Source organism: Neptuniibacter sp. 2_MG-2023, from assembly GCF_030547495.1.
Taxonomy (GTDB): Bacteria; Pseudomonadota; Gammaproteobacteria; order Pseudomonadales; family Balneatricaceae; genus Neptuniibacter.
On the sequence record NZ_JAUOQC010000001.1, the window covers coordinates 473574 to 499862 of the forward strand.

At 44.6% G+C, this 26289-nt stretch carries 22 protein-coding genes; 8 read left to right on the top strand and 14 right to left on the bottom strand.

Annotated features, from left to right (window positions below; genetic code table 11):
• The first annotated feature begins 175 nt into the window (after positions 1-175).
• Positions 176-628 (top strand): MauE/DoxX family redox-associated membrane protein, encoded by a 453-nt coding sequence (locus Q4486_RS02165; RefSeq protein WP_303415851.1) that lies wholly within the window; start codon positions 176-178, stop codon positions 626-628.
• 79 nt (positions 629-707) lie between these two features.
• A complete protein-coding gene (locus Q4486_RS02170; protein ID WP_303415850.1) occupies positions 708-1583 on the top strand; it encodes an MBL fold metallo-hydrolase in 876 nt (291 codons plus the stop codon).
• Positions 1584-1658: 75 nt separating this feature from the next.
• Here the strand turns inward: Q4486_RS02170 and Q4486_RS02175 are convergent, their stop codons facing one another.
• The 7 genes from Q4486_RS02175 to Q4486_RS02205 form a co-directional block, all read right to left on the bottom strand.
• Positions 1659-3533 (bottom strand): diguanylate cyclase, encoded by a 1875-nt coding sequence (locus tag Q4486_RS02175; RefSeq protein ID WP_303517997.1) that lies wholly within the window; start codon positions 3531-3533, stop codon positions 1659-1661.
• A 304-nt stretch (positions 3534-3837) separates the two neighbouring features.
• Entirely contained in the window at positions 3838-4266 is a 429-nt protein-coding gene (locus Q4486_RS02180) for a universal stress protein (RefSeq protein WP_303415848.1), read from the bottom strand.
• 71 nt (positions 4267-4337) lie between these two features.
• The gene (locus tag Q4486_RS02185; RefSeq protein ID WP_303517999.1) at positions 4338-6965 is read right to left on the bottom strand and encodes a TRAP transporter permease; all 2628 of its coding nucleotides are present in this window, start codon (positions 6963-6965) and stop codon (positions 4338-4340) included.
• 159 nt (positions 6966-7124) lie between these two features.
• Positions 7125-8108: a TAXI family TRAP transporter solute-binding subunit gene (locus Q4486_RS02190; RefSeq protein ID WP_303416065.1), complete on the bottom strand. Its 984-nt coding sequence runs from the start codon at positions 8106-8108 to the stop codon at positions 7125-7127.
• A gap of 366 nt (positions 8109-8474) precedes the next feature.
• The gene (locus Q4486_RS02195; protein WP_303415846.1) at positions 8475-8789 is read right to left on the bottom strand and encodes a hypothetical protein; all 315 of its coding nucleotides are present in this window, start codon (positions 8787-8789) and stop codon (positions 8475-8477) included.
• Between the two features lie 219 nt (positions 8790-9008).
• Complete coding sequence (locus tag Q4486_RS02200) at positions 9009-9596, bottom strand: hypothetical protein (protein ID WP_303518003.1); 588 nt, start codon at positions 9594-9596, stop codon at positions 9009-9011.
• Positions 9597-9697: 101 nt separating this feature from the next.
• Positions 9698-10168, bottom strand: coding sequence for a hypothetical protein (locus tag Q4486_RS02205; RefSeq protein WP_303518005.1), 471 nt, complete (start codon positions 10166-10168; stop codon positions 9698-9700).
• Positions 10169-10330: 162 nt separating this feature from the next.
• On the opposite strand from Q4486_RS02205, the gene Q4486_RS02210 reads away from it, so the two are divergent.
• Both Q4486_RS02210 and Q4486_RS02215 read left to right on the top strand, forming a co-directional pair.
• Positions 10331-10777 carry a MarR family winged helix-turn-helix transcriptional regulator gene (locus Q4486_RS02210; RefSeq protein WP_303518008.1) on the top strand — a complete coding sequence of 149 codons (447 nt, stop codon included), beginning with the start codon at positions 10331-10333 and terminating at the stop codon, positions 10775-10777.
• Between the two features lie 57 nt (positions 10778-10834).
• Positions 10835-12079, top strand: a complete 1245-nt coding sequence (locus Q4486_RS02215) for an FAD-dependent oxidoreductase (protein WP_303518010.1) — start codon at positions 10835-10837, stop codon at positions 12077-12079.
• A gap of 211 nt (positions 12080-12290) precedes the next feature.
• On the opposite strand, the gene Q4486_RS02220 is transcribed toward Q4486_RS02215, so the two are convergent.
• The 7 genes from Q4486_RS02220 to guaB form a co-directional block, all read right to left on the bottom strand.
• The gene (locus Q4486_RS02220; RefSeq protein ID WP_303518012.1) at positions 12291-13709 is read right to left on the bottom strand and encodes a TolC family protein; all 1419 of its coding nucleotides are present in this window, start codon (positions 13707-13709) and stop codon (positions 12291-12293) included.
• A 9-nt stretch (positions 13710-13718) separates the two neighbouring features.
• Complete coding sequence (locus Q4486_RS02225; RefSeq protein WP_303518014.1) at positions 13719-15680, bottom strand: MacB family efflux pump subunit; 1962 nt, start codon at positions 15678-15680, stop codon at positions 13719-13721.
• A 3-nt stretch (positions 15681-15683) separates the two neighbouring features.
• A complete protein-coding gene (locus tag Q4486_RS02230; protein ID WP_303518016.1) occupies positions 15684-16904 on the bottom strand; it encodes an efflux RND transporter periplasmic adaptor subunit in 1221 nt (406 codons plus the stop codon).
• An 87-nt stretch (positions 16905-16991) separates the two neighbouring features.
• Positions 16992-18395, bottom strand: coding sequence for an ATP-binding protein (locus Q4486_RS02235; RefSeq protein WP_303518018.1), 1404 nt, complete (start codon positions 18393-18395; stop codon positions 16992-16994).
• Between the two features lie 9 nt (positions 18396-18404).
• Positions 18405-19091, bottom strand: a complete 687-nt coding sequence (locus Q4486_RS02240) for a response regulator transcription factor (RefSeq protein WP_303518021.1) — start codon at positions 19089-19091, stop codon at positions 18405-18407.
• Between the two features lie 102 nt (positions 19092-19193).
• Entirely contained in the window at positions 19194-20774 is a 1581-nt protein-coding gene (gene guaA, locus Q4486_RS02245) for a glutamine-hydrolyzing GMP synthase (RefSeq protein ID WP_303518023.1), read from the bottom strand.
• Between the two features lie 94 nt (positions 20775-20868).
• Complete coding sequence (guaB, locus tag Q4486_RS02250; RefSeq protein WP_303415834.1) at positions 20869-22338, bottom strand: IMP dehydrogenase; 1470 nt, start codon at positions 22336-22338, stop codon at positions 20869-20871.
• Between the two features lie 229 nt (positions 22339-22567).
• Here guaB and xseA point away from each other — a divergent pair, with 229 nt between their 5' ends.
• The 4 genes from xseA (at position 22568) to Q4486_RS02270 (ending at position 26288) form a co-directional block, all read left to right on the top strand.
• Positions 22568-23926, top strand: a complete 1359-nt coding sequence (gene xseA, locus Q4486_RS02255; protein WP_303518026.1) for an exodeoxyribonuclease VII large subunit — start codon at positions 22568-22570, stop codon at positions 23924-23926.
• A 5-nt stretch (positions 23927-23931) separates the two neighbouring features.
• A complete protein-coding gene (locus Q4486_RS02260; protein WP_303415832.1) occupies positions 23932-24765 on the top strand; it encodes a M23 family metallopeptidase in 834 nt (277 codons plus the stop codon).
• A gap of 68 nt (positions 24766-24833) precedes the next feature.
• Complete coding sequence (locus tag Q4486_RS02265; RefSeq protein WP_067867704.1) at positions 24834-25460, top strand: FKBP-type peptidyl-prolyl cis-trans isomerase; 627 nt, start codon at positions 24834-24836, stop codon at positions 25458-25460.
• 57 nt (positions 25461-25517) lie between these two features.
• Entirely contained in the window at positions 25518-26288 is a 771-nt protein-coding gene (locus Q4486_RS02270) for an alpha/beta fold hydrolase (protein WP_303518028.1), read from the top strand.
• The last annotated feature ends 1 nt before the right edge of the window (position 26289 follow it).

Sequence of the window (26289 nt, forward strand, 5' to 3'; positions counted from 1 at the left end):
TCTTTTTTATTTATCAGCTCGCCTAGCTAGTAAATTAAGCAGCAATGGAACTTTATCTAAGGCTTCGTAGTCTATGCCTAACTAGAGAAATTTAGCACTAACCGCTTGATCGCCCCATATAGCTATATGGATTAAACGAGTAACAGATACATTATTTTATATAGGCAAACTCTCAATGACCTCCCAGCCCCCTATACCCGACTCCCTGCAAAAACCCTTATCACGTTCATTGCTGCTGTTACGCTTAGGCATCTTTGTAGTGTTACTAATGTGGACACTCGACAAGTTCGTTAATCCAGCCCACGCCAGCAAAGTACTTAACAACTTTTACGGTATCGATTGGCTCACCCATAACCTTTCTTATATCGTTGGCTCATTAGAGCTATTACTTATTTTGGCATTTGTTGTTGGCCTTTGGCGCCGTTGGACCTACGCTATCGTCTTAATCATTCACGCCTTTTCAACTTTCTCCCCTTACAAACAATATATGGCACCTTTTGATCACCTACTATTTTTTACCGCTTGGCCCATGCTTGCGGCTTGCCTAGCCCTATATTGGTTAAGAGAGTGGGACACATTGTGCACAATCCCTCAAAAAACTAAAACAACAGTTACCTCGCAAAATTAATATTCAATGTATTGCCATAGGGATAATTAACATTCCATGGCAATACGCTAGTTAACATAGACTTGAAATAGGTTTTATGATGAAAACACAAAACCCGTTAATCACCTTTCTATTAATATTGAGCTTTTCCTTCATCAGCTCAATGGCAGTAGCAGATGAGTATAAAATCGAACACATACAAGGTGATATTTATCGTTTTATCGACGATAGACACCGCTCTGTATTTTTAGTAACAAACGAAGGAATAGTCCTGACAGACCCCTTGAATCCAAAAGCCGCTACCTGGCTAAAAGCCGAGATAAAAAGGCTTTTTAACGTACCTATCAAATATGTTATTTACAGTCACAACCACAGTGACCATATCTACGGTGCAAAAGTTTTTGATGATCCTGACACTATTTTCATTGCTCATGAACTCGCAGCACAAGATATTCAAATAACAAAAGCCGATACTGTTATCCCTGATGTTACTTTTAAAGAGGATATGTTGATCTCTTTAGGAGGCCATACAATTGAGCTGAGATATCATGGACCCAACGATGGCCGCGGCTCTATAAGCATGCTTTTCCAACCCGAAAAGCTACTGTTTGTTGTCGATTGGATTGTCATAGGCCGAATGCCTTGGCAGAAACTCTGGAGTTACGATATTCAAGGTATGATTAACTCTACTCAGCAAGTACTGGATCTTGATTTTGATACTTTTGTTGGCGGACATGCCGACATTGGTAATAAATCTGACGTTCAACACTACCTTAATTATCTACAAGATCTTTATGACGCCGTCATTAACGGTATTCATGAAGGCAAAAGTCTAGATGAGATAAAACAAAGCGTAAAATTAGAAAATTACAGCGATTTAAAACAATTTGATCAATGGCTACCGCTAAATATAGAAGGCGTCTACGAACGTTTAATGGAAGAATCAGGTATGGGCTGGAGACCTGATATTAAGTAGTTATAAAGGGATCTGGGCAGCCTATATAGCTCAGATCCCCTTTACTCATCAGCGTATAGTTTCGCTGTAAACATCTCATAAACAATCGGACCCATCCGCTTGTTCAACACAGTTACGACCACGGAACTTAGCCCGATAAAGCGCAACATCAGCTCGACTCATCGAATCTGCCAGCGACTCATTTTTCACATCCACAAAGGCCACGCCAAAACTTGCGGTAACGGTAATGATCAACTCACCAACCTTAACCTCCATCTTCGCCAACGCCTCCCTCAAACGCTCAGCTAGCTCGGTTGCATCATGTAAATTGGTCTGTGGCAGAAGTACTGCAAACTCTTCACCTCCAATACGCCCGAACAGATCCATATTCCGAATAATCGTTTTCAATGTACTAATGGCAGCAATTAAAACCCTATCCCCAGTCGCATGGCCATAGTTATCATTCACTCGTTTAAACATATCCAGATCTATCATCACCACCGCTATCGGTTCTTCAAAACGTCGAGCGCTACTGAGCTCTTTCTCGCTAAACTCATAGAAAGCACGACGATTTAATACCCCAGTCAACGAATCGGTTTGTGCCAACAACTCGGCCTGCTGCATCGCTTTTTCGAGTTCAACCGTACGTTCAGATACCTGCTGCTCTAGCATTACCTGCTCCTGCTGTAAGTGCTGTATATGTTGCAACTCTACCCTATCTTTCTCTTGAGTAAGGTAGTTAATACGATCAGCTAATGCTAAGGAGAGCAGCACTCCCTCAATACATAACCCCAATGGCGGTGAAAAATTGGTAACAAAATCAGCAGGAATAAAACCGATATTACGCATCACGGCAATAAAAACAGCTAAGCTCCAAATACTCCAGCCCAACACATAAAACCGCGCATCCTCTCGGCCTTTTTTATATTGCCATATCCCAAGCAGTGGAAATAGAACGGTTAAAAGTGCATAAAATAGAGCGAGTTTTAGCGCATATTCACGCCCGCCTAAAAAATAGCAGAGCACAGCAAGCCCACCCAAAACCAAAAGGCCTTGCAGCAGTCGATCAATGATCAACGATTCTCGAGTGTTTAAAAAACAACGTGTAAATTGAGTCGCCAACACTAGCGTCAGCACACCAAAAAGAATCGGAGCAAAATCGGCAAACCAGTTATATCCCTGCCACAAATAGCGATAGCCTAGGCCCGTATTGGTCAACAGAACCATCATCGCCGCCATAATATATAAGGTATACCATTTATATTCGGGCAGTCGTGTGGAGTAGCCTATCAAGAAATTAGAAAACACCAACAGCAAGCCAATACCAAGAAAGGTACCAATCACAAAATAGCGCTTGGCATAGTGTTGAAAAAACGCATCTGGGGTCCACAATAATAGCTGCGTTTCAGCCTTACCAGGCAATGCATAGGAGAGTTTAACCCATATTCGTTGCACCGCGCCGGCCGGTGTATTCACTGGATATAAATTACTCTCAGCGGCAATTGCACGCTCACCAAACGGGACATGATCACCGCCCACCTGAGATGCAGCCCCATCCATATAAAAGGTAACAAAATCCCAATTGGGGTGGGGTACTTCAAGAAACCATGATAATGCAGCTTCGCTGTTGTTTTTCAGGTCGATACGCAGCCAATAATCAGCCCCACCGATACCAAAGTTACTCTTACCCTTAGGCAACGGCGCAAAGCGAGAAGAAAGGGGGGCGCTCTTTACTTGCTCCCATGTATAGGATTGGCTCGCATCTTCAAGATAAAAGACATTCATCCCTGTGCCAACACCCGCCATCGTGGATGATAATTTGATCGGCGACTGAGCCTGACAAACTGCACTAATAAATAGAAAGAAAAGCAGCACAAAAATGCGCTCTAGATATTCGTAACAAAGACCTGTACGAAGTCGGTGACTGATCTTCCAACGGCTATTAATACGACTAAAATCTGGTATGCCCATGATTATAATTTAAACGCCTAAACCTGTGGTTCGGATGGGTAATTTGATAACTAATAACAACTCAGTAGCATCATATTACCCGCAAGCTATCGAGACTCTTGGTTAATTAGCACTGATATTATACTAATTAACGCCCGTTAGTCCGTTTAGTTTGCCCTATTAAACAGAATGGAATACTTGTCACATTAATAGATAAGCGCCGTTATTTTACACAACTACACTAGCTACTACCCACCATTACATTCATAACATGGATGATCATTTATTGCTGACCAAACAAAAAATCCTAAGCAGTAACTTAGCGTTAAGAGCGTAACACTAATACTGAGCAACCTGCGCGATCAACCACTCGCGAAGAGTTAGACCCCAGCAACACATGATCCACTTTACTGCGGTGATGCGCAGTCATAATAATAAGATCAGCATTGCAGCGTTTAACATGTTTGATAATGCGCTCAGCCGGATTACCCTGATGTACTGAAAGCGTTCGATTAACTTCTGGTGGTAACTTTTTCTGAGCCAGTATTTGTAGCTGTTTTTCAACGGCTTCGTGAGCCTTCTCAACAGCTGACTTTTTAAAATAAGATGCAACCAACGGCGAGTTAAATCCAGGAATGACGGTCATCAAATGGATACAGCCATCACTCTCTAATTCACGCAAAGCCAGTTCGATCGCCTGATCAGAAAAAGACGGTTCTTCAATATCAACCGGAACAATAATTTGCTTAAACATGAGTCCTTCCTTTACCAAAAAGTATGGCTATCTAAACCGAGGCCCTTACGAGAAGACGCCTCGGATCTGGATTAAGTATTTGCTAGAGTCGAAGCCTGATCACCGTCAGCCCGGCGACGACGGCGCTGAAATAGCACGACAGGTATCAACAATAACAAAGCAGGGATAAACATAAGCTCCTTAGGTGGCTGCCCCTTCGGTACTTCCACCTGCCCTATCTGCTGATCAAACATCAAACCCGCTTTCTCTGCATGACTGCCGAAGCCCACCATATCGACGACCACCTTGCCATCAAGATTCGCCAACTCTAGACCCGCATTCACCATGCGTTCCTGAGTATTCGCCCCCTCAGCAAGTTCAAACAGCGCGACAAAATCCCGTGGATTACCAACATCATCTTCACCGATCAAATGCAGCCTCAGTTCAGCGCCATTAGGCAGATCCAAGCTATCACCCATTAATTCGCTAGCGGCTACCGTCTGGAACGGTGGTGCCACCATGTCCATCCAAAAACCTGGACGGAATAGAGAGAAGGCTATAAGAATCAATAACGCCGTTTCATGTAACCGATTACGCACCAAAAAATGTCCTTGAGTTGCAGCGGTAAACAGCAAGATCGCCGCAGTCGAAACCACGAAGACAATAATGCCCTGCCACCAGCTCACGTCGATCAATAATAGGTCAGTGTTGAATATAAACAGGAAGGGTAAAATAGCGGTTCGCAAGCTATAGAAGAATGCGACAAACCCCGTACGGATAGGATCACCACCGGACACCGCCGCTGCGGCAAAAGAAGCGAGTCCTACCGGAGGTGTCACATCGGCCATGATGCCGAAGTAAAACACGAATAGATGCACAGCAATCAGCGGCACAATCAAGCCTGACTCTTGACCTAAAGTCACTATTACTGGTGCCAATAAAGATGACACCACAATATAGTTGGCAGTGGTCGGCAAGCCCATACCTAAAATCAAACTAAGTACGGCCGTCAAGGCTAGCATCAACAGCAGGTTACCCATCGACAACACTTCAACTAGATCCGCTAATACAGAACCCACACCGGTCTGCGATACCACACCCACGATAATACCGGCAGTCGCCGTTGCAATGCCGATGCCTATCATGTTGCGCGCACCAACAATTAAGCCATCGATCAGCTGATTAAAGCCCTTCCTAAACTGTCGACCAAGCCCCCCCTCATTACGGAAGAACGCAAACAAGGATTTTTGCGTCAACAGGATAAAGACCATCAACATAGTCGCCCAGAACGCCGAAAGTCCAGGAGACAAGCGTTCAACCATCAAACACCACACCAGTACGATAACAGGCAGAATAAAATGCAATCCGGACTTAACGGTTGGCCCAACTTCTGGTAGTTCCACCACATCAGAATTAGGGTCATCCAGCTCTAGATCAGGGTAGCCAGCAGAGAAACGCACCGACAAGACATAGATAATCAACAACAAGACACCAATCACCAGACTGGCGTATTGGCCAAACAATGGTTTAATCCAACCAATACCATAATAGACCACCATCGACACGGCGGCGGTGGCAAAAAAGCCAATCAACACCCCCATCAAGCGCGCCATCCAAGGCTTGGCAGCGCTGCGCCGAGGCAGGCCGTACATATTCTGTTTAAGCGCTTCAAGGTGAACGATATACACCAGTGCGATATAAGAGATCAATGCGGGTAGAAAAGCATGCTTGATCACCTCCACATAAGAGATGCCCACATACTCAACCATCAAAAACGCAGCGGCGCCCATAACTGGCGGCATAATCTGACCATTAACCGATGAGGCCACTTCGACCGCACCTGCTTTCTCCGCGCTGAAACCCACGCGGCGCATCATTGGAATAGTAAAAGTACCCGTGGTAACCACATTAGCAATGGAGGAACCTGAAATCAGTCCCGTCATACCTGAAGCCACAACCGCTGCTTTGGCAGGGCCACCACGTAGATGCCCTAGCAGGGAAAAGGCGACCTTGATGAAATAGTTACCGGCACCGGCCTTGTCCAACAAAGCACCAAATAAAACAAATAGAAAAACGAAACTGGTCGACACGCCCAGTGCGATACCAAACACACCTTCGGTGGTGATCCACTGGTGATTAACGACTTCCTTCAAACTCGCGCCTTTGTGGGCGATGATTTCCGGCATATAGGGGCCGGCAAAGGTATAAAACAAAAACAGTGATGCGACGACGACGAGTGGTGGTCCAAGTGCACGTCGAGTGGCTTCCAGCAAGAGAATCACGCCGGCAATGGCCACGACAATATCCAGTGTCGTCGGCAAGCCCGGACGATCCGATATTTGGACATAGAAGATAAACAGATAGCCCGCGCAAAAAGCACCCGCTATCGCCATCACCATATCCGGTAAAGGCACCCGCTCACGGGGAGAGCCACCTAAGGCGGGGTAGGCCATAAAAGCAAGAAATACGGCAAACGCAAGATGAATCGAACGCGCTTCAGTATCATTGAAAACACCAAAACTGCCGACCAACGGCCAATCGTAAAAGGGTAACGGCGAGGCGATCCACAATTGAAATAGCGACCAAAACAGTGCAGCAGCCAACAGCAAAAATCGTTGAATGCCTTCTGGGTCTCGGGCACCACTATCCGTCGACGCCACTAAATCTTGGAGCTCGGCTTCGCTGAGTTTAGTAGGTTCTTTTGAATTCAGTTCAGTCATAATACTCTCCGATCCAACACCCCCAGCGTTTACCGCCGGTAAATATTAGTGCGCTCCAGCAAAGCCCAAAGGTCACGCCAGAACTGAGAAAAGACTATCCCAGGAACATCCTAGGATAGTCGAAATAGACGGCGGAGCCGCCAGTCAGGGGTGTATTACTTACATCCAGCCACGTTCTTTGTAATAACGTACAGCGCCTTCATGTAATGGAGCAGACAGACCATTTTTGATCATTTTAGCGGGATCAAGATTGGCAAAGGCAGGGTGTAAACGTTTGAAACGGTCAAAGTTATCAAACACAGCCTTAACCACTTGATAGATCACTTCCGGATCCGCCTTAGTGGAAGAAACGAAGGTCGCACCTACGCCAAAGGTAGTGGTATCGGCATCATTACCGTTATACATGCCGCCAGGGATAATCGCCTCAGCGTAAAAAGCGTTATCATCGATCAACTTCGTGATTTCAGGACCTGTTACCGGTACCAATACTGCGTCACATGAAGTCGTTGCTTCTTTAATCGAACCATTAGGATGGCCAACGGCGTAGATAATCGCATCGACCTTGTTATCACACAACGCTTGAGATTGCTCAGACGCCTTCAACTCTGAAGCAAGTTTGAAGTCATCCATGGTCCAACCTTTACGTTTCATGACCACTTCCATAGTGCCGCGCTGGCCAGAACCGGGATTACCTATATTGACCCGTTTACCTTTCAAATCGTCAAAACTCTTAATACCAGCATCGGCGCGAGCAATCACAGTAAATGGTTCAGGATGTACAGAGAATACTGCGCGGAGCTCTGTGTTAGCACCCTGTTCAGAAAATTTACTAGAGCCATTGTAAGCGTGGTACTGCCAGTCAGACTGGGCCACACCCATATCTTGGTTACCCGCACGAATAGCATTCAGGTTCGCAATCGAACCACCTGTAGATGGCGCAGTACACTTGATACCGTGATCGCTGTTACCACGATTAACCAAACGACAAATGGACTGACCTACTACATAATAGACACCGGTCTGACCACCAGTACCAATAGTCACATAGGATGATTGAGGAGCGGCAACGGCTGCGCCACTTTGAGCCCCAATCGCGATGCCGGCAGCAACCACGGTGTTAGTAAATAACTTCTTCAACTTCATCATTTGCATCCTTTATAGTTATATTCAAGGTCGGTGTAACCGACTATTTTCTACCTTATGTCAGACAAGATAAAAACCTTGTCGTTATTTTTCTGTCATTGATTCCAACATTCAGCACAAATACCATATCCACAGGGTTATCGACGACGACCGCCATACAACCCGCGAACCGCACATACACACAAAATTAATCTATTAGTATTAATATAGCACTCGGTGCGACGAGTGCACGAAATTAACGACACTTGATCGGAAATAACAAACACAACTAGCAAGATATTTTGGCTTTTGTAAAAAGAAAGGTTATTTCCGAGACTATCAAGCTAATATTAGTTAACTCTATTTTTTGCGCGATTATAATAGTTATTATTCACCATTATTTTCAACCAGTGAACAGTTACTGCTTTTGAACTTTATTCCTGGCTGGGGCCCCGGCATATTTTCTGTCAAAAAACTCGATTGTTGCCGCTCAAAATAGGCTTCGCAATCATGATCAAAAAATATAGTCAGCGATCTTAAATCAATCTGTTTTAATCTTTGAGCCACCAACGGGTGCTGAGATATAAATTGAACCATTGTATTTAAGTCTTTCAAATTAGCGGCTGAAGGGGCCAATGCGGCTTGCGTATACGTGGATCCACTCAATAAAACCACACATACCATACGGCAAATACTATTCATGTTTTCTACATCCTCGCTAAAGTGTTTGATGCTCCATACACGAGAGAGCTCACGCCCATCCGATCAAGGTAAATAAGATATTTAATTAAGAACTTCTTTTTTCGCCGACGGACAAATAAATAGCCGAGTTACCACCTCTCGTTTCAATTAGGAGCTCATAACTGGCGCGGGAACCCGCACACCCTCTGGAAAAAACAATCTAATAGTCCACACGTTAATTTAGCACCCCATAGGAATAGCGACATTTATAACCGTCAATACACGCCACTGAGTGTTGATTAACTTTTCGATTTTAATACGTACCCTGCTAAGCGATATTTCAACTGGGCTATAACCGTCGGGCCAGCCTTCTCCCTCAAATATTCTGACCCACTCCTCTCCCCCTTTGGCGAGCACAGCGGCTTTTATTTCGTCATGGCTTACCTCAGGAAAGCAGTCCACATTTACCTCGTCAAAGTTTGGCAGCACAACCCCATTACCATCAGTAATGTTAAGTTGATGCCATTCCGTCGTGCAGTGTTTCCATTCGGTTAAATCGAGGTGTGGACCTTCAGCATTGACCGACAAACTGGTTTCAAGTTGAAACGCCACTCGGTAGCTTTGATTATTTTTACCTTCTAGGATAACCATAGCTTTAGACAGCGTATCGCCTATTTCAAGCGCGGCGAAATACTCTTTTTTGAACGGGGCACTATAGTTTATGGGCTTCTGAAAGGAGATTTTTCCAGATGGTATTAACGTAATTTTATCAAGCGCATAAGCAAAACTGGGTAAACAGATAATTAAAACTGCAAAAAGATATTTCACCCATGCTCTCCTGCTAACCAATGTTGATATCGCATATTCACGTTCATCCCTTATCTATCTTGATCAAGCAGAAAGTAATAATCCCTCGAGCCCTATAAAACTCAAGGTTCTTGTTTTTTTACAAACGTTACCTTTACCTTTTTACCACTACGATAGAGCTCCAGACTTTTTTCCATCTTTTTTTTCCTTTTTTCGATATCGGCAGCCGTTATCACCCGTCTATTCTCTGGATCATTACTTCTAACCATGTAGAGACAAAAATCATAATTGTCAATAAACTCATTCCGCTTCTGCTTTTTATCCGCACTTTCAAGGTTTTTGTAATACTTCCCTATCACCTTCGGACCAATTTCGTGCAAAACGAGTTCAACCCCATCTTTACACATCGACAACTGCGTTTGAAAATACTGCTCTATTGTTACCCCGTCCTCTAGATTGATATGTTCATCTCTGTAACGCACCTCCTTAAATAACTGGTCTACTGCAAGGATCTTTTCACCAACACTATCCTCCGCACTAACGACTACAGATACCATAACTAATACGCTGGCTAAAACGACTCTATTGATCATTTTTACTTGTCCTGACACTTAACAATATCAGTCATAGTACTACTGGATAGTCATCCATAACAAATTCACAGTTCAAGAACACAGCCCCCCCTTCAAGCTTGCAAGATAGAAGCAGCCCTATTATAGTTGTTACTAACAACATAAATTATCAAGGTTAATTCTATGCCCGCTAATTTAGAGCGTGCTGAAGCGCTATACGAAGCTGTAAACCAACTAATCCGTGTTCACCAGTTCCGTGACCGAGATTACATCTGCTCCCACGATGTATCGGTAGCACAGTGTTATGCGCTTGAAACTTTAATAAAACGTGGCCCATTAAGACTACAGGCACTCGCTGATGAGATGTATCTAGATAAGAGCACCACCAGCCGCGTTGTAGATTCTTTATTGCGCAAAGAGTACGTACTCAAGCTTTTGGATCCGGCAGACCAGCGAGCGATCCAGCTGTCTCTTACTCCCGCGGGCGAAGCGCTCTACCATACCATTCATCAAGACCTAATCATGGAAGAGGCTTCACTGATTAAAGATCTTTCACCAGAAGTGATTGATGGCACATTAACCCTTATTCAGCAGCTTACAAAGGCCGCACGTGCACGCTTAGGCCCATAGGCCATTTTTTTAACTTATTAGTTGTTAGTAACAACATTAATCATGGAGGAAATTCTCATGCACAAAGAATTAACCAATCTACCGGTGGCCGTTATTGGCGCGGGCCCTATAGGCTTGAGTGCAGCGGTTCAACTACTCAAGCGAGGCTTCACTCCCGTCCTGTTTGAAGCCAGCAACCAAGCAGGCGCTAATATCGCTCGTTGGGGACATGTGCGTATGTTTTCCCCTTGGGCATACAACGTGGATCCTGCCGCTGCTGAACTACTAAAACCAAATGGTTGGAACGAACCTACGGCAACGGATTTCCCCACCGGCAATGAACTACTAGAGCAATATATAACTCCATTAGCCTCTCACCCAGAGATCAGCCCCCACCTGCATCTAAATACGCGGGTCAAATCTGTTAGCCGGCTTAACCATGACCTTTTACGTACTGAAGGTCGCGATAAAGCCCCCTTTGTGCTGCGAGTATCAAACCCTGACGGTGAGCAAGATATGATCGTCCAAGCGGTTATCGATGCATCAGGCACCTATCAAACACCTAATTGGCTGGGCACCCATGGTATTCCAGCATTAGGTGAAACCGAAGCAAAAGAGGCTATCGCCTACGGTGTTCCCAATATTCTCGGTTCTGAACGGGAGCAATATAAAAACAGAACGGTGTTAGTTGTGGGCGGCGGTCATTCTGCTTTTAATGCTCTACAAGATTTAGTTCAGCTCGCCAATGAACATAAAGATATGCGTGTCCTTTGGGGAGTGAGAAATAGCTCAGTCAACAACGTCGTTCGCTCACCAGAAAATGATGAACTGCAAGAGCGTCGCCGTCTTGAAGTTCGAATCCAAGAGCTACTTGAGCAGGGGAAAATTGAGGTATTTACTGAACTTGAGATTGAAGCGATTCAACAGGAAAATGGCAAGTTAATAATACAAAGCGGATCCAAAACATTGCCACCTGTGGATCGTATCATCGCCGCCACAGGCTTTCGCCCCAACCTTAACCTCTTGGCTGAATTACGCACATCCCTCGATCCGGCGACCCAAAGCCCAACACGACTTGCGCCACTTATCGATCCGAATCAACATAGCTGCGGCTCAGTACCTGAACATGGCTTAGCTGAATTATCTCACCCTGAATTAGGCCTATTTATATTAGGTATAAAGAGTTATGGCCGTGCTCCTACCTTTCTGCTGAGAACCGGCTACAAACAAGTGCTCTCTGTGGTTTCAGCCCTCGGTACTGATTGCATAGCTACTGCAGCACAGGCATCGACCACGCCTACCCCATTAGCCTGCCAAGGATAATCTATGACCACAGTTCTACAGCGCTTTTTAACATCAAGAAAGCTCTTATAAATAACTGTAAAACATACAAAAAAGCCCACTTTATAGTGGGCTTGACACTAACCTACGATTAAAAGTTTCCCTGCTCTCTCCATAGGTTATTGTCGATAACCTGATCTTAGCTATTCGATTTGCTCTTATGGGTATTATATAACTAACCCAATAGACCAACTTACTGAGCTACAACAGGGCCAACTATATCTCCACCACCTAACGACTGATAAAGCATTGCCTGAACTACAAACTGGTTATAGCGGCTTTCCAGCAACGATGATTCAATACTACGTCTCGACTCCATTGCATTAAGCCAATCAATAATTTCACTCTCTCCATAAGTGTATTTACTCTCGTAAATGCGCTCTATCTCTTTGGCATTAGTGTATTGCTCTTGATAGACACCGCCTTGATAGTCGTAGTGTTTTTTAGCGGTAAGTAGGTTATCCACCTCTTCAAATGCCTGATAAAGGGTATCTCTGTAATTCACAACCGCCATTTGATAGTCGATTTCAGAAATACCTTTATTTAACTCCATCTCACGCCACTCAAGAAAAGGCAAAACGATACCACTTCCGAGGGTTGCTACTGGATTTTTCAACAAGTTCAACAAACTAGAAGATGAGGAATTTAATGCCCCAGTTAGCGTAATAGTCGGAAGATAACCCGCTGCCACTGCATCTTTTGAGGCAAGGGTAGATCTCAGCTCATACAAACTAGCTCTTACATCAGGTCGACGCAGCAGAAGCTGCGCCGGTATCCCTGCCTCAATATCAGGTATAGGCTGTATCGATAGCTGTTCAACGCTTATTCCCGTCTCTTGCAAGGGCTGGTTAAGTAGGATGGAAAGGGAGTTTTTGGCTTCTGATAGCTCTTGCTGCAGCTGACTCAGCTGCACTTGCTGATTAAACAGAGCTTGCTCTGATTCAATCACCTCTAATGATGTATTAGAACCATTTTTGTACTTTAACTTGGTAAGCTTAGCAATGCGCTCACTGTCCATTATGTTATCTTTTATCAGTGCAAGTCTCTGGTGAAGATAGGCCACTTTCCAATAGAGCGTAGCTGTTGTTACAACTAGATCTTGGGCTATATTTTCTCTGTCTTCATAGCTTGCTCTGGCAGCCAGTTCACTCGCGTCAGCTAAGGCAGCAACACGATTCCAAAGGTCCAGCTCATAACTCAAAGATAAACCTGTGCTATAGCTAGAGTCCGATGAACCGGAATCAAAGTCATATTCGTAAGAGGAACTCTGTGAGAAACCCAGCTTAGGAACTTTGTTGTTTTCACTAACACCGGCTTCCAATAAAGCTTTTCTTAAAGTCAAAGTCGCTTTTTCTATATCACTGTTTGATACCAAGACTTTATCTATAAGACGGTTGAGTGCGGGATCATTAAATAGGGTCCACCACTGTTCAGGTTGAGCAAGCGTCACTGCATTGTCACTCGAGTTTTGTACTGCACTCGGCAACGACGTCCGAGACCAGCCTTGAGGTATATCTAACTCCGGCTGTTGATATTCACTGCGCATCGAACTGCAACCAAACAACGAAATAGCACAGAGCACCGCAATAGAAGCCTTTATCATCATCTTCATCTTATTCCCCTAATCTCTGGAAAGCGCTTCAATAGGGTTGAGTCGTGCAGCATTACGGGCAGGAAAATAGCCAAAGATAATGCCAATTAAGGTCGAGCAAACAAACGCAGCAACTATAGATGCAGTCGAATAGATCATCTGGTAATCACTGCCGGTATAAGTGATAACAACACCCACAAGGTAGGCGAGCGCGATCCCCAAAATACCACCACAAAAACAAACCAACACCGCTTCAATCAGAAACTGGCGCATGATATCCGCCTGTCTAGCACCCACCGCTACACGTATACCGATCTCGCCAGTTCGCTCCGTAACCGACACCAGCATGATGTTCATCACACCAATTCCGCCGACCAGCAGGGAGATAAACGCTATGGCAGAAATCAGAAGCGTCATAGTTTCAGAGGTTTTTTCTATACTTTTACGTATCGTATCTGTATTGATAGTGAAAAAGTCCACCACACCGTGCCGCATAGTTAACAGGCTAATAATGCCCTGTTCCGCCACCTCACTGGAGACATTTTCATCAACCCTAACGGTAATATCACTGACATAATTTTGCCTAAATATCCGCCCAGAAACCGTGGTATAAGGCAGCCAAACATTGAGTTCATCACTGTTATCAGCCACACTTTCTATAGGATCAGTAACACCGATCACCCGAACAGGCAGACGACCGAGAAAAATGACGCTACCGACAGCATTACCATCTGAGAAAAGTTCCTGTTCAGTATTTTCATCGATAATCGCGACCTGTTCCAACGCCTCAACACTCGCTTCATCAAAATATTGCCCCTGCGCTAAGGTATACCCCCGCACACGGAAATACTCCGTACCAACCCCCTGAACCGAACCGGTTACCGTCTCACTGGAATACCGAATCGCAACATTAGCTCTAACTGTTGGGGTAACACTGTCAATAAAGGACAATGTTTTAAGGGCATTAGCATCACCGGCGGTTAGTGTACGCACTCGTCCTGAGCGGCGATCTCCTCGCCCAGTACCCGGTTTAATTTCTATCGTATTAGTCCCCATTGAAGCGATCTGATCCATAATCGACTGCTGCGATCCGGCGCCCAACGCAACCACCGAGACCACAGAGGCAATCCCGATAATAATGCCTAGCATCGTCAAAAAGGTACGCAGACGATTATGGGACATGGCGATCGTTGCCATTTTAAACGCTTCAAGATAGCGAGAAAAATTAAGCCTAGACGTTGCTTGCTGTTTTTTATCTTCAACATCGCTGCGTTCAGGAATCAAGGGACGTTCTTCCGACGCGCTGGGGTTTAGATGATCACTGATAATCTCCCCATCTTTAATTTCAATAACACGATCGGCAAATTCAGCAATATTCGGATCGTGAGTAACAAGAATAATAGTATGACCATCAAGATGTAGCTCTCGCAGCAGCTTCATCATCTCTTCGCCACTACTACTATCTAACGCACCAGTGGGCTCATCCGCCAAAATCACATCCCCGCCATTCACTAGAGCTCTGGCGACACTAACACGCTGCTGTTGACCACCACTAAGCTGATTCGGCTTATGATCTAAGCGATCTTCTAAACCCAATCGCGTAAGCAGCTTTGTCGCTTTCTCCGCACGTGTATGTGGGCCTTCATTCGCATAGAGAGCAGGAACTTCCACATTTCCCAATGCTGAGAGATCACTCAGTAGATGATAACGCTGAAAAATAAAGCCAAAATATTCACGCCGTAATGCGGCTAACTCATCATCCTCCATTTTGGAGGTATCCTGGCCATTGATGAAGTAACTACCTTTAGTTGGCTTATCCAGACAACCTAAGATATTCATCAGTGTCGATTTTCCTGACCCAGACGCACCAATAATGGCGATCATCTCGCCACGATGAATTTCCAAATTAACATTGTTCAGCACAGTGAGCTCTTGCTCACCGGCAGAAAAGCTACGGCCTACATCAACAACCTTTAACAGTGCTTCAGCCATAGGTTATAACCTCATCCCCGAACCTAAACCCGGACCACTTTGTCCAAACCGACCGCCCTTAGGCATGCCTGAGCCCGCTTCACCGTTGCCGGAAGACTGACCGATAACAATCTCATCACCCTCCTCTAGTCCGGACAAAATCTGAGCGTAAATTTTATTATTGATGCCTACTTTCACATCGTGAGGCTCAACTTGCTCACCCTGTTTCACCAGAACCTGATAGGCAGGATCAGGGCCGGGCTTTTTCATCAAGACTTGAGAGGGAACAAGCAGCGCATCTTCTGCACTTTCCAGCACAATAGAGACTTGTGCTGTCATACCGAAACGCAGCAAATTATCTGGGTTTTTTACATCAAATAAAGCGTTGTAGTAGATCGCTTCATCATCACCAATAATCAGGGTGCTATCGTCACCCGTCAGCAACGTTGGACCGGGCTCAATCGAGCGTAGAACACCGGGATACCTTTTCCCAGTTGAACCCAAAATGGTGAAATACACCTCCTGCTCCGCTCGCACATTAATAATGTCCGCTTCAGACACTTGGGCTTTAACAGTCATAACATCCAGCTGAGCCAACTCAATAATACTAGGTGTACTCTGATTGGTATTAACCGTTTGCCCCTCTTCAACAGACACGTAAATAACAGTGCCATCCATAGGTGAAGATATGGTGGTATAGCCAAGATCCAACTTGGCATCATCAACACTGATAATTGCCTTCTCTTTCTCTGCGCTAAGTTGATCTAGCTCTGCTCGATAAACAGCCAGTGTGGATTCAGCTACATCGTATTCAGCTTGCGAAGTAGCCCCATCTCGCAACATGTTTTTCTTACGGGTAAATTCAGCTTTAGCCGTTTTGATCTGCGCCAGTTTTGCCGCATACTGAGCATTAATACTTTTCAGTGACGCTTCCGCTTCTTTCAGAGCATTTTTCTGGGTAAGGTTATCGATTTGGGCTATTAAATCACCTTTGTGAATGTAGTCACCCACCTCTACATCCATTTTCTCAATTAGACCTGATACCTGAGCACCAACACTAACCAATTTCGATGGATAGAGAACACCATTGGTCAGTACGACGCTCTCTATATTGCCCCGTTTAACGGCATCTGTAATAAATGTAGGTTTCACCTGCTGCGTCATAAAATATTTATAGCCAACACCTACGGCGAGGCCAGCAATGAGCAGTATAATTACTAAAGGAGATATGATTTTTGAATTCATGGCCCAATATCCAGAGCAGTTAAGGTAACTATTCAATAAGTCAGCTTAAGTCTATCAATTAAATTATGAGCATGAGTGACAATGTTGTCATTTAAGGATTGGAATCAATAGCCTCATCAAAACAACATCTTGCGAACTAGGTTCAAGGGTAAGATCTCCCCCATGGGCACGAGCAATCTCCCGTGACAAACTCAACCCGAGACCACTCCCAGATATGCCTTGGGTATGCTCAGGCTCTCCACGATAAAAGCGATCAAATAGTTGGCTCCTAACTTCACTAGAGATAGGGCGGCAATAATTACTGATCAATATATCTATGCCGGTTTCGTCTTGGCGCGCTTGAATTATCACCCCTTTTTCAAGAAGGCTGTAGCGTATTACGTTAGCCAGTAAGTTATTCAGCAACTGCCTTAGCAAGACAAGATCACCACGCGTTACAAGCGCTCGCTCAATCGAGCAATCCAGAATCTGCTCTTCCGAGAGTAGCTCCATATCGGCAATCAATTCATCTAATAATTCAGTAATATTGACGGGTTCGAGATGCAAAGCCATAGAACCCGCATCCGCCTGTGAAAGTAACAACAGTTTTCGAGTAATCGTCGACAACTGCCCCACTTCGTCCAGAATAGCGTTTAAATCTAGCTGCGATGAATCTTCAGAGAGCACCGCCTGTTCCAACTTCCCTCTTAACACAGTAAGCGGTGTTTTCAGCTCATGAGCCGCATCGGCGGTAAAACGGGAAATCTGCTGAAAACTGTCTTCAAGCCGATCCAACATAGTGTTATATGCTTCGATCAACATTTGGAACTCTTTGTCTTCTTTATGCCCAGAGAGTCGGTGACTGAGATCTTTTTGAGTTACTAAATCCATAGCCCGATGCAAGTGATTTATCGGCCTAATAGTGTGGCTTGCGATGAGCCATGAACCAAGAATACTAAGTAACAACGAAATAGGGACAACAACGATCAGGGTCTCACGCAGAGTACTTTTCAGGTCGTTACTGGTGGCAGCAACCTCGACCGCGATAAAACTTCTTCTACCTTCAACCGAAAAGAGAGCGGCTCGCCACTGCTGCTCTTCATACTCAAAAGAGGCCACCTGACAGCGCCCCACGAGCGGGCCCGCGTCCACCCAATCCATCGTACCGATTAAGGTTTTTAAATTAATTTCCGCTGCTTTTATTAACAAGTCATGTTCACTAGATTCAATCAAAAGCATCAAATGCTGGGGCGAATCAATCCGTAGTTTATCAGCAAGATCCGCCAAAAGCGGGCCCATAGTTAGTTGCGCTCCCCGAGGAACTGCAAGATTACGAAGAGAACCATTTTCATCAAAACGGGGAATCGTACGCCTTGCTTCCATACACAAACGATCATCAAGATGATCAAGCTCCACCTGCATAATGCGTGACCAACTTAGGGTGATCACAATCGCCAGCACTGCGCTTACAGTCAAGATAGAGATAACGAAAATACGAGTACGGAAATGCATATTACAACCTCAGCGAGGATTCAAGCGGTACCCAGTACCTCGTACTGATTCAATGGCACTCACTATTTCTCCCGCCCCCTGCAATGAAGCAATCTTACGACGGATCCGTTTAATGCAAACATCAACAACGTTGGTACAAGTATCAAAATCATAACCCCATACATGCTCCAACAACTGCCCCCGTGTTAAGACTTGATTAGGGGAACGCATCAGGTACTCAAGTAGACTAAATTCTCGGCTGGTAAGCTCAACGGAGTGATCTTGATAATTAATTGTTCGATTGATGCAATCTAGCTGCAACGAACCAACTTCAAGTAGGTGTTGTGGTGTGCCGCCGCCATGCCGCCTTAACACCGCTTGGATACGGGCATTTAGCTCTTCCACATAGAAAGGCTTGGCTAAATAATCATCGGCTCCCAGCTCTAAGCCATGAACGCGATCACCTAGCTCATTACGGGCAGTGAGAAGGATAACAGGAGTATTTATACCCGTTTGACGAAGAGAGCGCAGAATATCTAGCCCATCACGGCCAGGAAGCATAATATCAAGAATGATAACGTCGAAAACGTTTTCACTCGCAACCTCATACCCTAAATGACCATCAGCGCAATGGGTTACATTAAAGCTTTTAGCACGTAAGCCTTCGCAGACAAAATCTGCAATTTTCTGTTCATCTTCAACAAGCAATATATTCATTAAGTTTAATCTGAAATCCCATGAAGATACCTATCATGCTACAGATTATATGATGAATTGAAGTATTTTTATTTTCACACCCCAATTCATCAAAAGTACCGCTTACTCCCACTCAATCGTAGCAGGCGGTTTAGAGCTTACATCATAAGTTACACGAGACACGTGCGCGATTTCATTGATGATACGACCCGATACAGTTTCCAGCAGCTCATAAGGCAGGTGCGCCCAACGTGCAGTCATAAAATCTACAGTTTCAACGGCGCGCAGCGCGATAACATATTCATAGCGGCGACCATCACCAACTACGCCAACCGATTTAACGGGTAGGAACACAGCAAACGCTTGGCTAGTTTTATGATACCAATCGGCTTTATGTAACTCTTCAAGGAAGATCGCGTCTGCTTCACGTAGAATATCAGCATACTCTTTCTTCACTTCACCAAGGATACGAACACCTAAACCAGGACCAGGGAAAGGGTGACGGTAAACCATATCGTAAGGTAAACCTAACTCTAGACCAAGCTTGCGAACCTCATCCTTAAACAGCTCACGTAGTGGCTCAACAAGATCCATTTTCATATCGTCTGGCAGGCCGCCAACGTTATGATGAGATTTAATTACATGCGCTTTACCTGTTTTTGCTGCAGCGGATTCGATCACATCAGGGTAGATAGTACCCTGCGCAAGGAAGTTAACCTCAGTCAGCTTGGTAGCTTCTTCATCAAAGACTTCGATAAAGGTATTACCGATAATTTTACGTTTAGCTTCTGGATCATTTTCGCCTTTCAAGCGGCCAAGGAACAGATCTTCCGCATCAACACGGATGACCTTAACACCCATATTCTTGGCAAACATGTCCATAACTTGATCGCCTTCTTGCTTACGCAATAGGCCGTTATCAACAAAGACACAAGTAAGCTGATCGCCGATCGCTTTATGCAACAAAGCAGCAACAACAGAGGAATCAACACCGCCCGATAAACCAAGTAGCACTTTGTTACTGCCAACTTGAGCGCGTACTTTTTCAATCTGGTCAGCAATTATATTCGCTGATGTCCAAAGCGCCTCAGTACCACAGATATCGACAACAAAGCGTTCAAGAATACGACCGCCTTGTTTTGTATGGGTTACTTCAGGGTGGAACTGCACACCATAAAAGTGTTTAGTCGGGTTACACATAGCCGCAATAGGTGCAGATTCTGTCGCCGCTATAATAGAGAAGCCTTCTGGAAGTTCCGTCACTTTATCACCGTGACTCATCCATACATCCAGCAACAACGAACCATTGTTGGCTAAATGATCTTCAATACCTTCTAGTAAGCGGCTAGGGCTGTCCTCTAAACGAACTTGCGCATAACCAAACTCACGTTTATCTGAAGCGGAAACTTTACCACCTAGCTGCTCAGCCATAGTCTGCATACCGTAGCAGATACCTAAAACAGGCACATCAAGATCAAAAATAATGTCCGGCGCACGAGGCGAATCACCTTCAGTAACTGATTCAGGTCCACCCGCTAAGATCACACCTTTTGGTGCGAACTCTCGAATCTCTTCTTCAGTCATGTCCCATGCACGAATCTCACAATAAACGCCAATTTCACGAACACGTCGTGCAATTAACTGTGTGTACTGCGATCCAAAATCTAGAATCAAAATCCGTTGAGCGTGAATATCTTTGGTCATAACATTTGATCTCAATGCTTTACAGAGTTTATATGTCTGCAAAAAAAAAATGGGCAAAGTCATGAACTCCGCCCATTTTCTAGAGTTTATTAAATTAACTAACGCGGTAGTTAGGTGCTTCTTTGGTAATGCTTACATCATGAACATGACTTTCGTTCATACCTGCGTTTGTAATACGCACAAACTGTGGTTCTGTACGCATTGTCTCGATATTCGCACTACCGGTATAACCCATAGATGCTCGTAAACCACCGACTAGCTGGTGTACAACACCACCCATTGGTCCTTTACAAGGCACTCGACCTTCAATACCTTCAGGAACGAGCTTCTCAACACCTTTAGATGCATCTTGGAAATAACGATCAGATGAACCTGTAGACTGACCCATAGCACCTAGCGATCCCATACCACGGTATGATTTAAACGCACGCCCTTGGAACAACTCTACTTCACCTGGCGCCTCATCCGTACCCGCAAGCATAGATCCAACCATAATAGCTGATGCACCAGCAACAATAGCTTTAGCAAGATCGCCAGAGAAACGTACACCGCCATCTGCTACAACAGGTACACCGCGCTCAGCCATAGCTTCAGCAACATTAGCAACCGCACTAATTTGCGGAACACCAACACCCGCCACTATACGTGTCGTACAGATAGAGCCTGGGCCTATACCCACTTTAACACCATCCGCACCCGCATCAGCAAGCGCGATCGCTGCTGCTGCAGTGGCAATATTACCGCCAATAACCTGAACCTGAGGGAATGTTTTCTTCACCCAAGCTACACGGTCGATAACACCTTTAGAGTGGCCATGAGCTGTATCGACAATAATCACATCAACACCTGCAGCGACTAACGCAGCTACACGATCAGGCGTTTCTGGACCTGTACCGACCGCAGCGCCCACTATTAAGCGGCCTTTAGCATCTTTAGCAGCATTAGGATGTGACTGAGCTTTATTCATATCTTTGACGGTCATCATGCCGCAAAGTTTAAAGCTTTTATCTACAACCAATATTTTTTCAATACGGTGTTTCCGAAGCAGATTTCTTACGTTATCTGGATCAACACCCTCTTCAACCGTTACTAAACGATCTTTAGGTGTCATGATCGTCGCAACTAAAGCATCAAGTTTATGCTCAAAACGGAAATCACGATCAGTTACGATACCGACTAGATTACCGTCATCAACAACAGGAAAACCCGAGAAGCCTACAGATGCAGATAACTGACGTAGATCACCTACGGTCATATCAGAACGACAAGTAACAGGGTCACTTACAACCCCTGCCTCGTACTTTTTAACACGCAGCACTTCTGCAGCCTGTTGCTCAATCGTCAGGTTCTTATGGATGATTCCGATACCACCTTCCTGCGCCATAGCGATAGCAAGACCTGATTCAGTCACTGTGTCCATTGCCGCAGATACCAAAGGAATATTAAGTGTAATTTCCTTTGTGAGGCGAGTTTTCAGTGAAACATCCTTAGGCAGTACTTCAGAGTAGCCCGGAACCAGCAAGACATCGTCAAAAGTGAGAGCTTCCTCAGCGATTCGCAACATTATTTGCCAGCCTGTGTAGTGAATAAATTTAAACGCGAAATTATACAGAAATTAGCCTTTTGTCTCAATCGAAAAGTTGCACTCTATCGCTAAAAACAGGGCTAATGAGCACAACTATAGATCGAATTATTTTTTTCGCACCAATTAATGCCATAAAAAAACAATCTATTTCCAAACAACTTATTATTAGCTACTGCATCCTGCCTTCAACTTCGTTTACTATAGGCTCATGTTTACTGAAACAAACCCAACAAATACGCGTCGTATACATGCCATTAGTGTTTCAGAACTCAATAGGCAAGCACGCACTTTACTCGAGCGCTCATTCCTTACGATCCAAGTTGAGGGAGAAATATCGAATTTCGTCCGCCCTAGTTCGGGGCACTGGTATTTCACGCTCAAGGATGACAAAGCTCAAGTCCGCTGCGCGATGTTTAAGAATCGCAACCAACTTATCAAACCCGCGCCGAAGCAAGGTGATAAGGTCGTTGTAAGAGCGAAAGTCAGCTTATATGAAGGCAGAGGCGACTATCAGCTGATCTGCGATTTTATGGAATCGAGTGGTAGTGGCTCTTTACAAGCAGCGTTTGAAGAATTAAAACTTAAATTACAAGCTGAAGGGTTATTTGATAGCAAACATAAGAAACCTATCCCAGCACATCCATCCCATATAGGTATTATCACTTCAAAAACTGGGGCTGCTGTTCACGATATTTTGACCGTTTTGAAACGTCGTTTTCCCGGACTCCCAATAACGATTTACCCGACCTCAGTTCAAGGGGATGAAGCACCGGCGCAGATTTGCAAAGCGATCATTCTAGCTGAAGTCCACCAAACCTGTGATGTATTAATCCTTGGCCGAGGCGGTGGATCACTCGAAGATTTATGGGCATTTAATACAGAAGACGTTGCAAGAACCGTATTTGACTGTGATATACCGATCATTAGCGCAGTCGGCCATGAAGTTGATGTGGTTATTACAGATTTCATAGCTGATACACGGGCTCCTACCCCTTCAGCAGCGGCTGAGATGCTGAGCCCTGATCAACATCAACTTAAACAAAGATTAGCGTTATTAGAGCAGCGTTTGATTCGTCATATTGAGCAAAAACTCAAGACAGCCACACTCAACATTCAGCACTCAAAAACACGTTTACGCCACCCAGGACAGAAACTAAATGAGCAAGCACAACGCCTAGATCATTTAGAAGCAAAATTACTCAACGGGATTAACGCTAAAATCATTAATGCAAAACATCAACAACAGCAGCTTTTATCTAGAGTAAAAGCCCTATCACCAACTAAACTACTGCCTCTAAAAGAGGAGCAGATCCATTCATTACAGCAGCGCCTAACCCAATCGATCCACACGCTTTTGCAACAAAAGAGCTTTAAGCTAGGCTCGCTATCTTCACAGCTGAATACAGTCAGTCCTCTCGCTACATTAGAGCGAGGTTACGCTATTGTTAAAGATGAACATGGCACCGTCATACAGGATGCATCCACCACCCAAAAAGGCGATGTTATTGAAAGCCAACTCTATAAAGGACGTTTACGCTGCCGCGTAGATGAAGTAATTACGGAATAATGATCATGCAAAAAATAATACTATTTATTAGCCTTTGCTTTATAAGCCTTGCGACTTATGCACAACCACTTCCACAAGAAAGCCGAGTCCCTGGGGGTGTAGCTATTATCCCCCTTACTGGCCTTGAGAGTACCAATGCACCTTCCGCTTGGTATAAAGGGAATCGCGTTATGGTTATCCCTAGCCAAGGTACAAAATATGAACAAAAGAGTGATTGGCTAGCTATAGCAGGCATACCTCTGAGCGCTAAACATGATCAAAAGCAGCACCTCAGAGCGAATGCAACGTCGTTCTATTTTCAAATAGAAGATAAAGAATACAAAGCGCAATACTTAACGGTAAAAAACAAACGTCACGTTGAGCCTAACCCAGAAGATATTAAGCGCTGGCGCACAGAAAAAGCAAAAATGGTTGCTGCATTTAAAAACTGGAGCGAGCCTTCCAGTCCCATTACTCAATTTGCCCTTCCGGCCAAAGGCCCTTATAGCAGCCCATTCGGTTTGAAGCGTTTTTTTAACAAACAACCCAGAAACCCCCATAGCGGTTTAGATATCGCAGCACCTCAAGGGGATCCAATAACAGCCCCTAGTGCCGGTACAGTGGTAGATACTGGCAGTTATTTCTTTAATGGTAATACTGTAATTATTGATCATGGTTTAGGCTTAACCACTATGTACTGCCATATGAGTAAAATTGATGTGGAAATTGGCGATAAAGTATCCACTGGCGACAAGCTAGGTGAGATTGGAAAGACAGGACGTGTAACCGGACCTCATCTTCATTGGAGCGTAAGCTTGAATAATACACGGGTCGACCCCACATTATTTTTAGCACCATAATTTTTAATACACATTTTTAGGACGAGCCTGAAGGCTCGTTTTTTTTAGAACCTAGTAGGACTTAATTCATGTCTGATGTACAACTAGAAACACTAGAACAAAAAGCAAGTTACGGCATTGGTCGCCAGATGGGCGATCAATTAGCACAGCAACCCTTTGAAGGCATGGACATTGCAGCCATTTCAGCAGGTATTGCTGATGCTGTTCATGGCGAAGGTATGCGAGTTGAAGTCAGCGAAATCCAAGAAGCATTTAACGTACTTAATGAACGTATGCGCGCTCAGCAAGAAGAACAAGCAAAAGCAGCTTCTGCAGTAGGCGAAGCCTTCCTAACAGACAATGCTAAACGTGATGGTGTAGTTGTTCTTGAATCAGGCCTTCAATATGAAATTCTTGAGGCCGGCGAAGAAGGTAGTGAAAAACCTACTCGTGAATCTAAAGTACGCACGCACTACCACGGCACATTCATCGATGGCAAAGTCTTCGATAGCTCTTACGATCGTGGTCAACCTGCTGAATTCCCTGTTGGCGGTGTTATCGCTGGCTGGACTGAAGCACTTCAGCTAATGAACAAAGGTGCTAAGTGGAAATTATACATCCCTTATAACCTTGCCTACGGCGAACAGGGCTCTCCAGGTGGAATCCCACCTTATTCTGCTCTTGTATTTGATGTGGAACTATTAGAAATCCTGTAATTTCCATTATCATAAAAGGCGGCTTCGGCCGCTTTTTTTAATGCGCGAGATTAAATAATGATTTTAAATTATAAGTTGTACGGCGAAGGTGCTCCCTTAATTATTCTTCATGGCTTACTCGGCACGATGGATAACTGGGGCGGTCAGATCAAACGCCTATCACAGCACTTTCAGGTCATCTCTGTCGATCTTCGTAACCATGGACGCTCTCCCCATTCAGATGAGATGAGCTATGCCCTAATGGCTGAAGATATTGTAGAGCTAATTGATCATCTTGGATTCAGCAAAGTCAGTGTAATTGGCCACTCTATGGGTGGAAAAACAGCTATGCAACTGGCTCTAAACTATCCAAAGCTTGTTGATAAGCTCATTATTGTTGATATATCACCCATACAATACCCTCCCCATCATGCAAATGTATTTGAAGGTTTGTATGCAATTGACTTGGCTAACTTGGCATCAAGAAGTGATGCAAACAAACAGTTAGCACAACATGTGGATGATCCTGGCACTCGCGCATTTTTACTTAAAAATCTGTATCGCACTGAAGATAATAAATTTGCATGGTTAATGAATCTGGATGCACTGCATAATCAATACAATAATATCTGCGCAGCACCTGATGGAAAACCATTTGAGTCTGAAGTGCTATTTATCAAAGGGGAATTATCAGACTATATGTTACCCGCCCATAGAGATGCGGTACTTAAACTCTTTCCTCACGCAAACTACAAAGTAGTTATGGGATCTGGACATAACCCCCACGCAGAAAAACCTGCTGAATTTTCAAAGCTTGCTCTAACTTATTTAACTAGACCAGACATATGAG

Coding starts and splice junctions, on each gene's coding strand:
- Q4486_RS02165 (WP_303415851.1), top strand. CDS start 176: ATGACCTCCCAGCCCCCTATACCCGACTCCCTGCAAAAACCCTTATCA.
- Q4486_RS02170 (WP_303415850.1), top strand. CDS start 708: ATGAAAACACAAAACCCGTTAATCACCTTTCTATTAATATTGAGCTTT.
- Q4486_RS02175 (WP_303517997.1), bottom strand. CDS start 3,533: ATGGGCATACCAGATTTTAGTCGTATTAATAGCCGTTGGAAGATCAGT.
- Q4486_RS02180 (WP_303415848.1), bottom strand. CDS start 4,266: ATGTTTAAGCAAATTATTGTTCCGGTTGATATTGAAGAACCGTCTTTT.
- Q4486_RS02185 (WP_303517999.1), bottom strand. CDS start 6,965: ATGACTGAACTGAATTCAAAAGAACCTACTAAACTCAGCGAAGCCGAG.
- Q4486_RS02190 (WP_303416065.1), bottom strand. CDS start 8,108: ATGAAGTTGAAGAAGTTATTTACTAACACCGTGGTTGCTGCCGGCATC.
- Q4486_RS02195 (WP_303415846.1), bottom strand. CDS start 8,789: ATGAATAGTATTTGCCGTATGGTATGTGTGGTTTTATTGAGTGGATCC.
- Q4486_RS02205 (WP_303518005.1), bottom strand. CDS start 10,168: ATGATCAATAGAGTCGTTTTAGCCAGCGTATTAGTTATGGTATCTGTA.
- Q4486_RS02210 (WP_303518008.1), top strand. CDS start 10,331: ATGCCCGCTAATTTAGAGCGTGCTGAAGCGCTATACGAAGCTGTAAAC.
- Q4486_RS02215 (WP_303518010.1), top strand. CDS start 10,835: ATGCACAAAGAATTAACCAATCTACCGGTGGCCGTTATTGGCGCGGGC.
- Q4486_RS02220 (WP_303518012.1), bottom strand. CDS start 13,709: ATGAAGATGATGATAAAGGCTTCTATTGCGGTGCTCTGTGCTATTTCG.
- Q4486_RS02225 (WP_303518014.1), bottom strand. CDS start 15,680: ATGGCTGAAGCACTGTTAAAGGTTGTTGATGTAGGCCGTAGCTTTTCT.
- Q4486_RS02230 (WP_303518016.1), bottom strand. CDS start 16,904: ATGAATTCAAAAATCATATCTCCTTTAGTAATTATACTGCTCATTGCT.
- Q4486_RS02235 (WP_303518018.1), bottom strand. CDS start 18,395: ATGCATTTCCGTACTCGTATTTTCGTTATCTCTATCTTGACTGTAAGC.
- Q4486_RS02240 (WP_303518021.1), bottom strand. CDS start 19,091: ATGAATATATTGCTTGTTGAAGATGAACAGAAAATTGCAGATTTTGTC.
- guaA (WP_303518023.1), bottom strand. CDS start 20,774: ATGACCAAAGATATTCACGCTCAACGGATTTTGATTCTAGATTTTGGA.
- guaB (WP_303415834.1), bottom strand. CDS start 22,338: ATGTTGCGAATCGCTGAGGAAGCTCTCACTTTTGACGATGTCTTGCTG.
- xseA (WP_303518026.1), top strand. CDS start 22,568: ATGTTTACTGAAACAAACCCAACAAATACGCGTCGTATACATGCCATT.
- Q4486_RS02260 (WP_303415832.1), top strand. CDS start 23,932: ATGCAAAAAATAATACTATTTATTAGCCTTTGCTTTATAAGCCTTGCG.
- Q4486_RS02265 (WP_067867704.1), top strand. CDS start 24,834: ATGTCTGATGTACAACTAGAAACACTAGAACAAAAAGCAAGTTACGGC.
- Q4486_RS02270 (WP_303518028.1), top strand. CDS start 25,518: ATGATTTTAAATTATAAGTTGTACGGCGAAGGTGCTCCCTTAATTATT.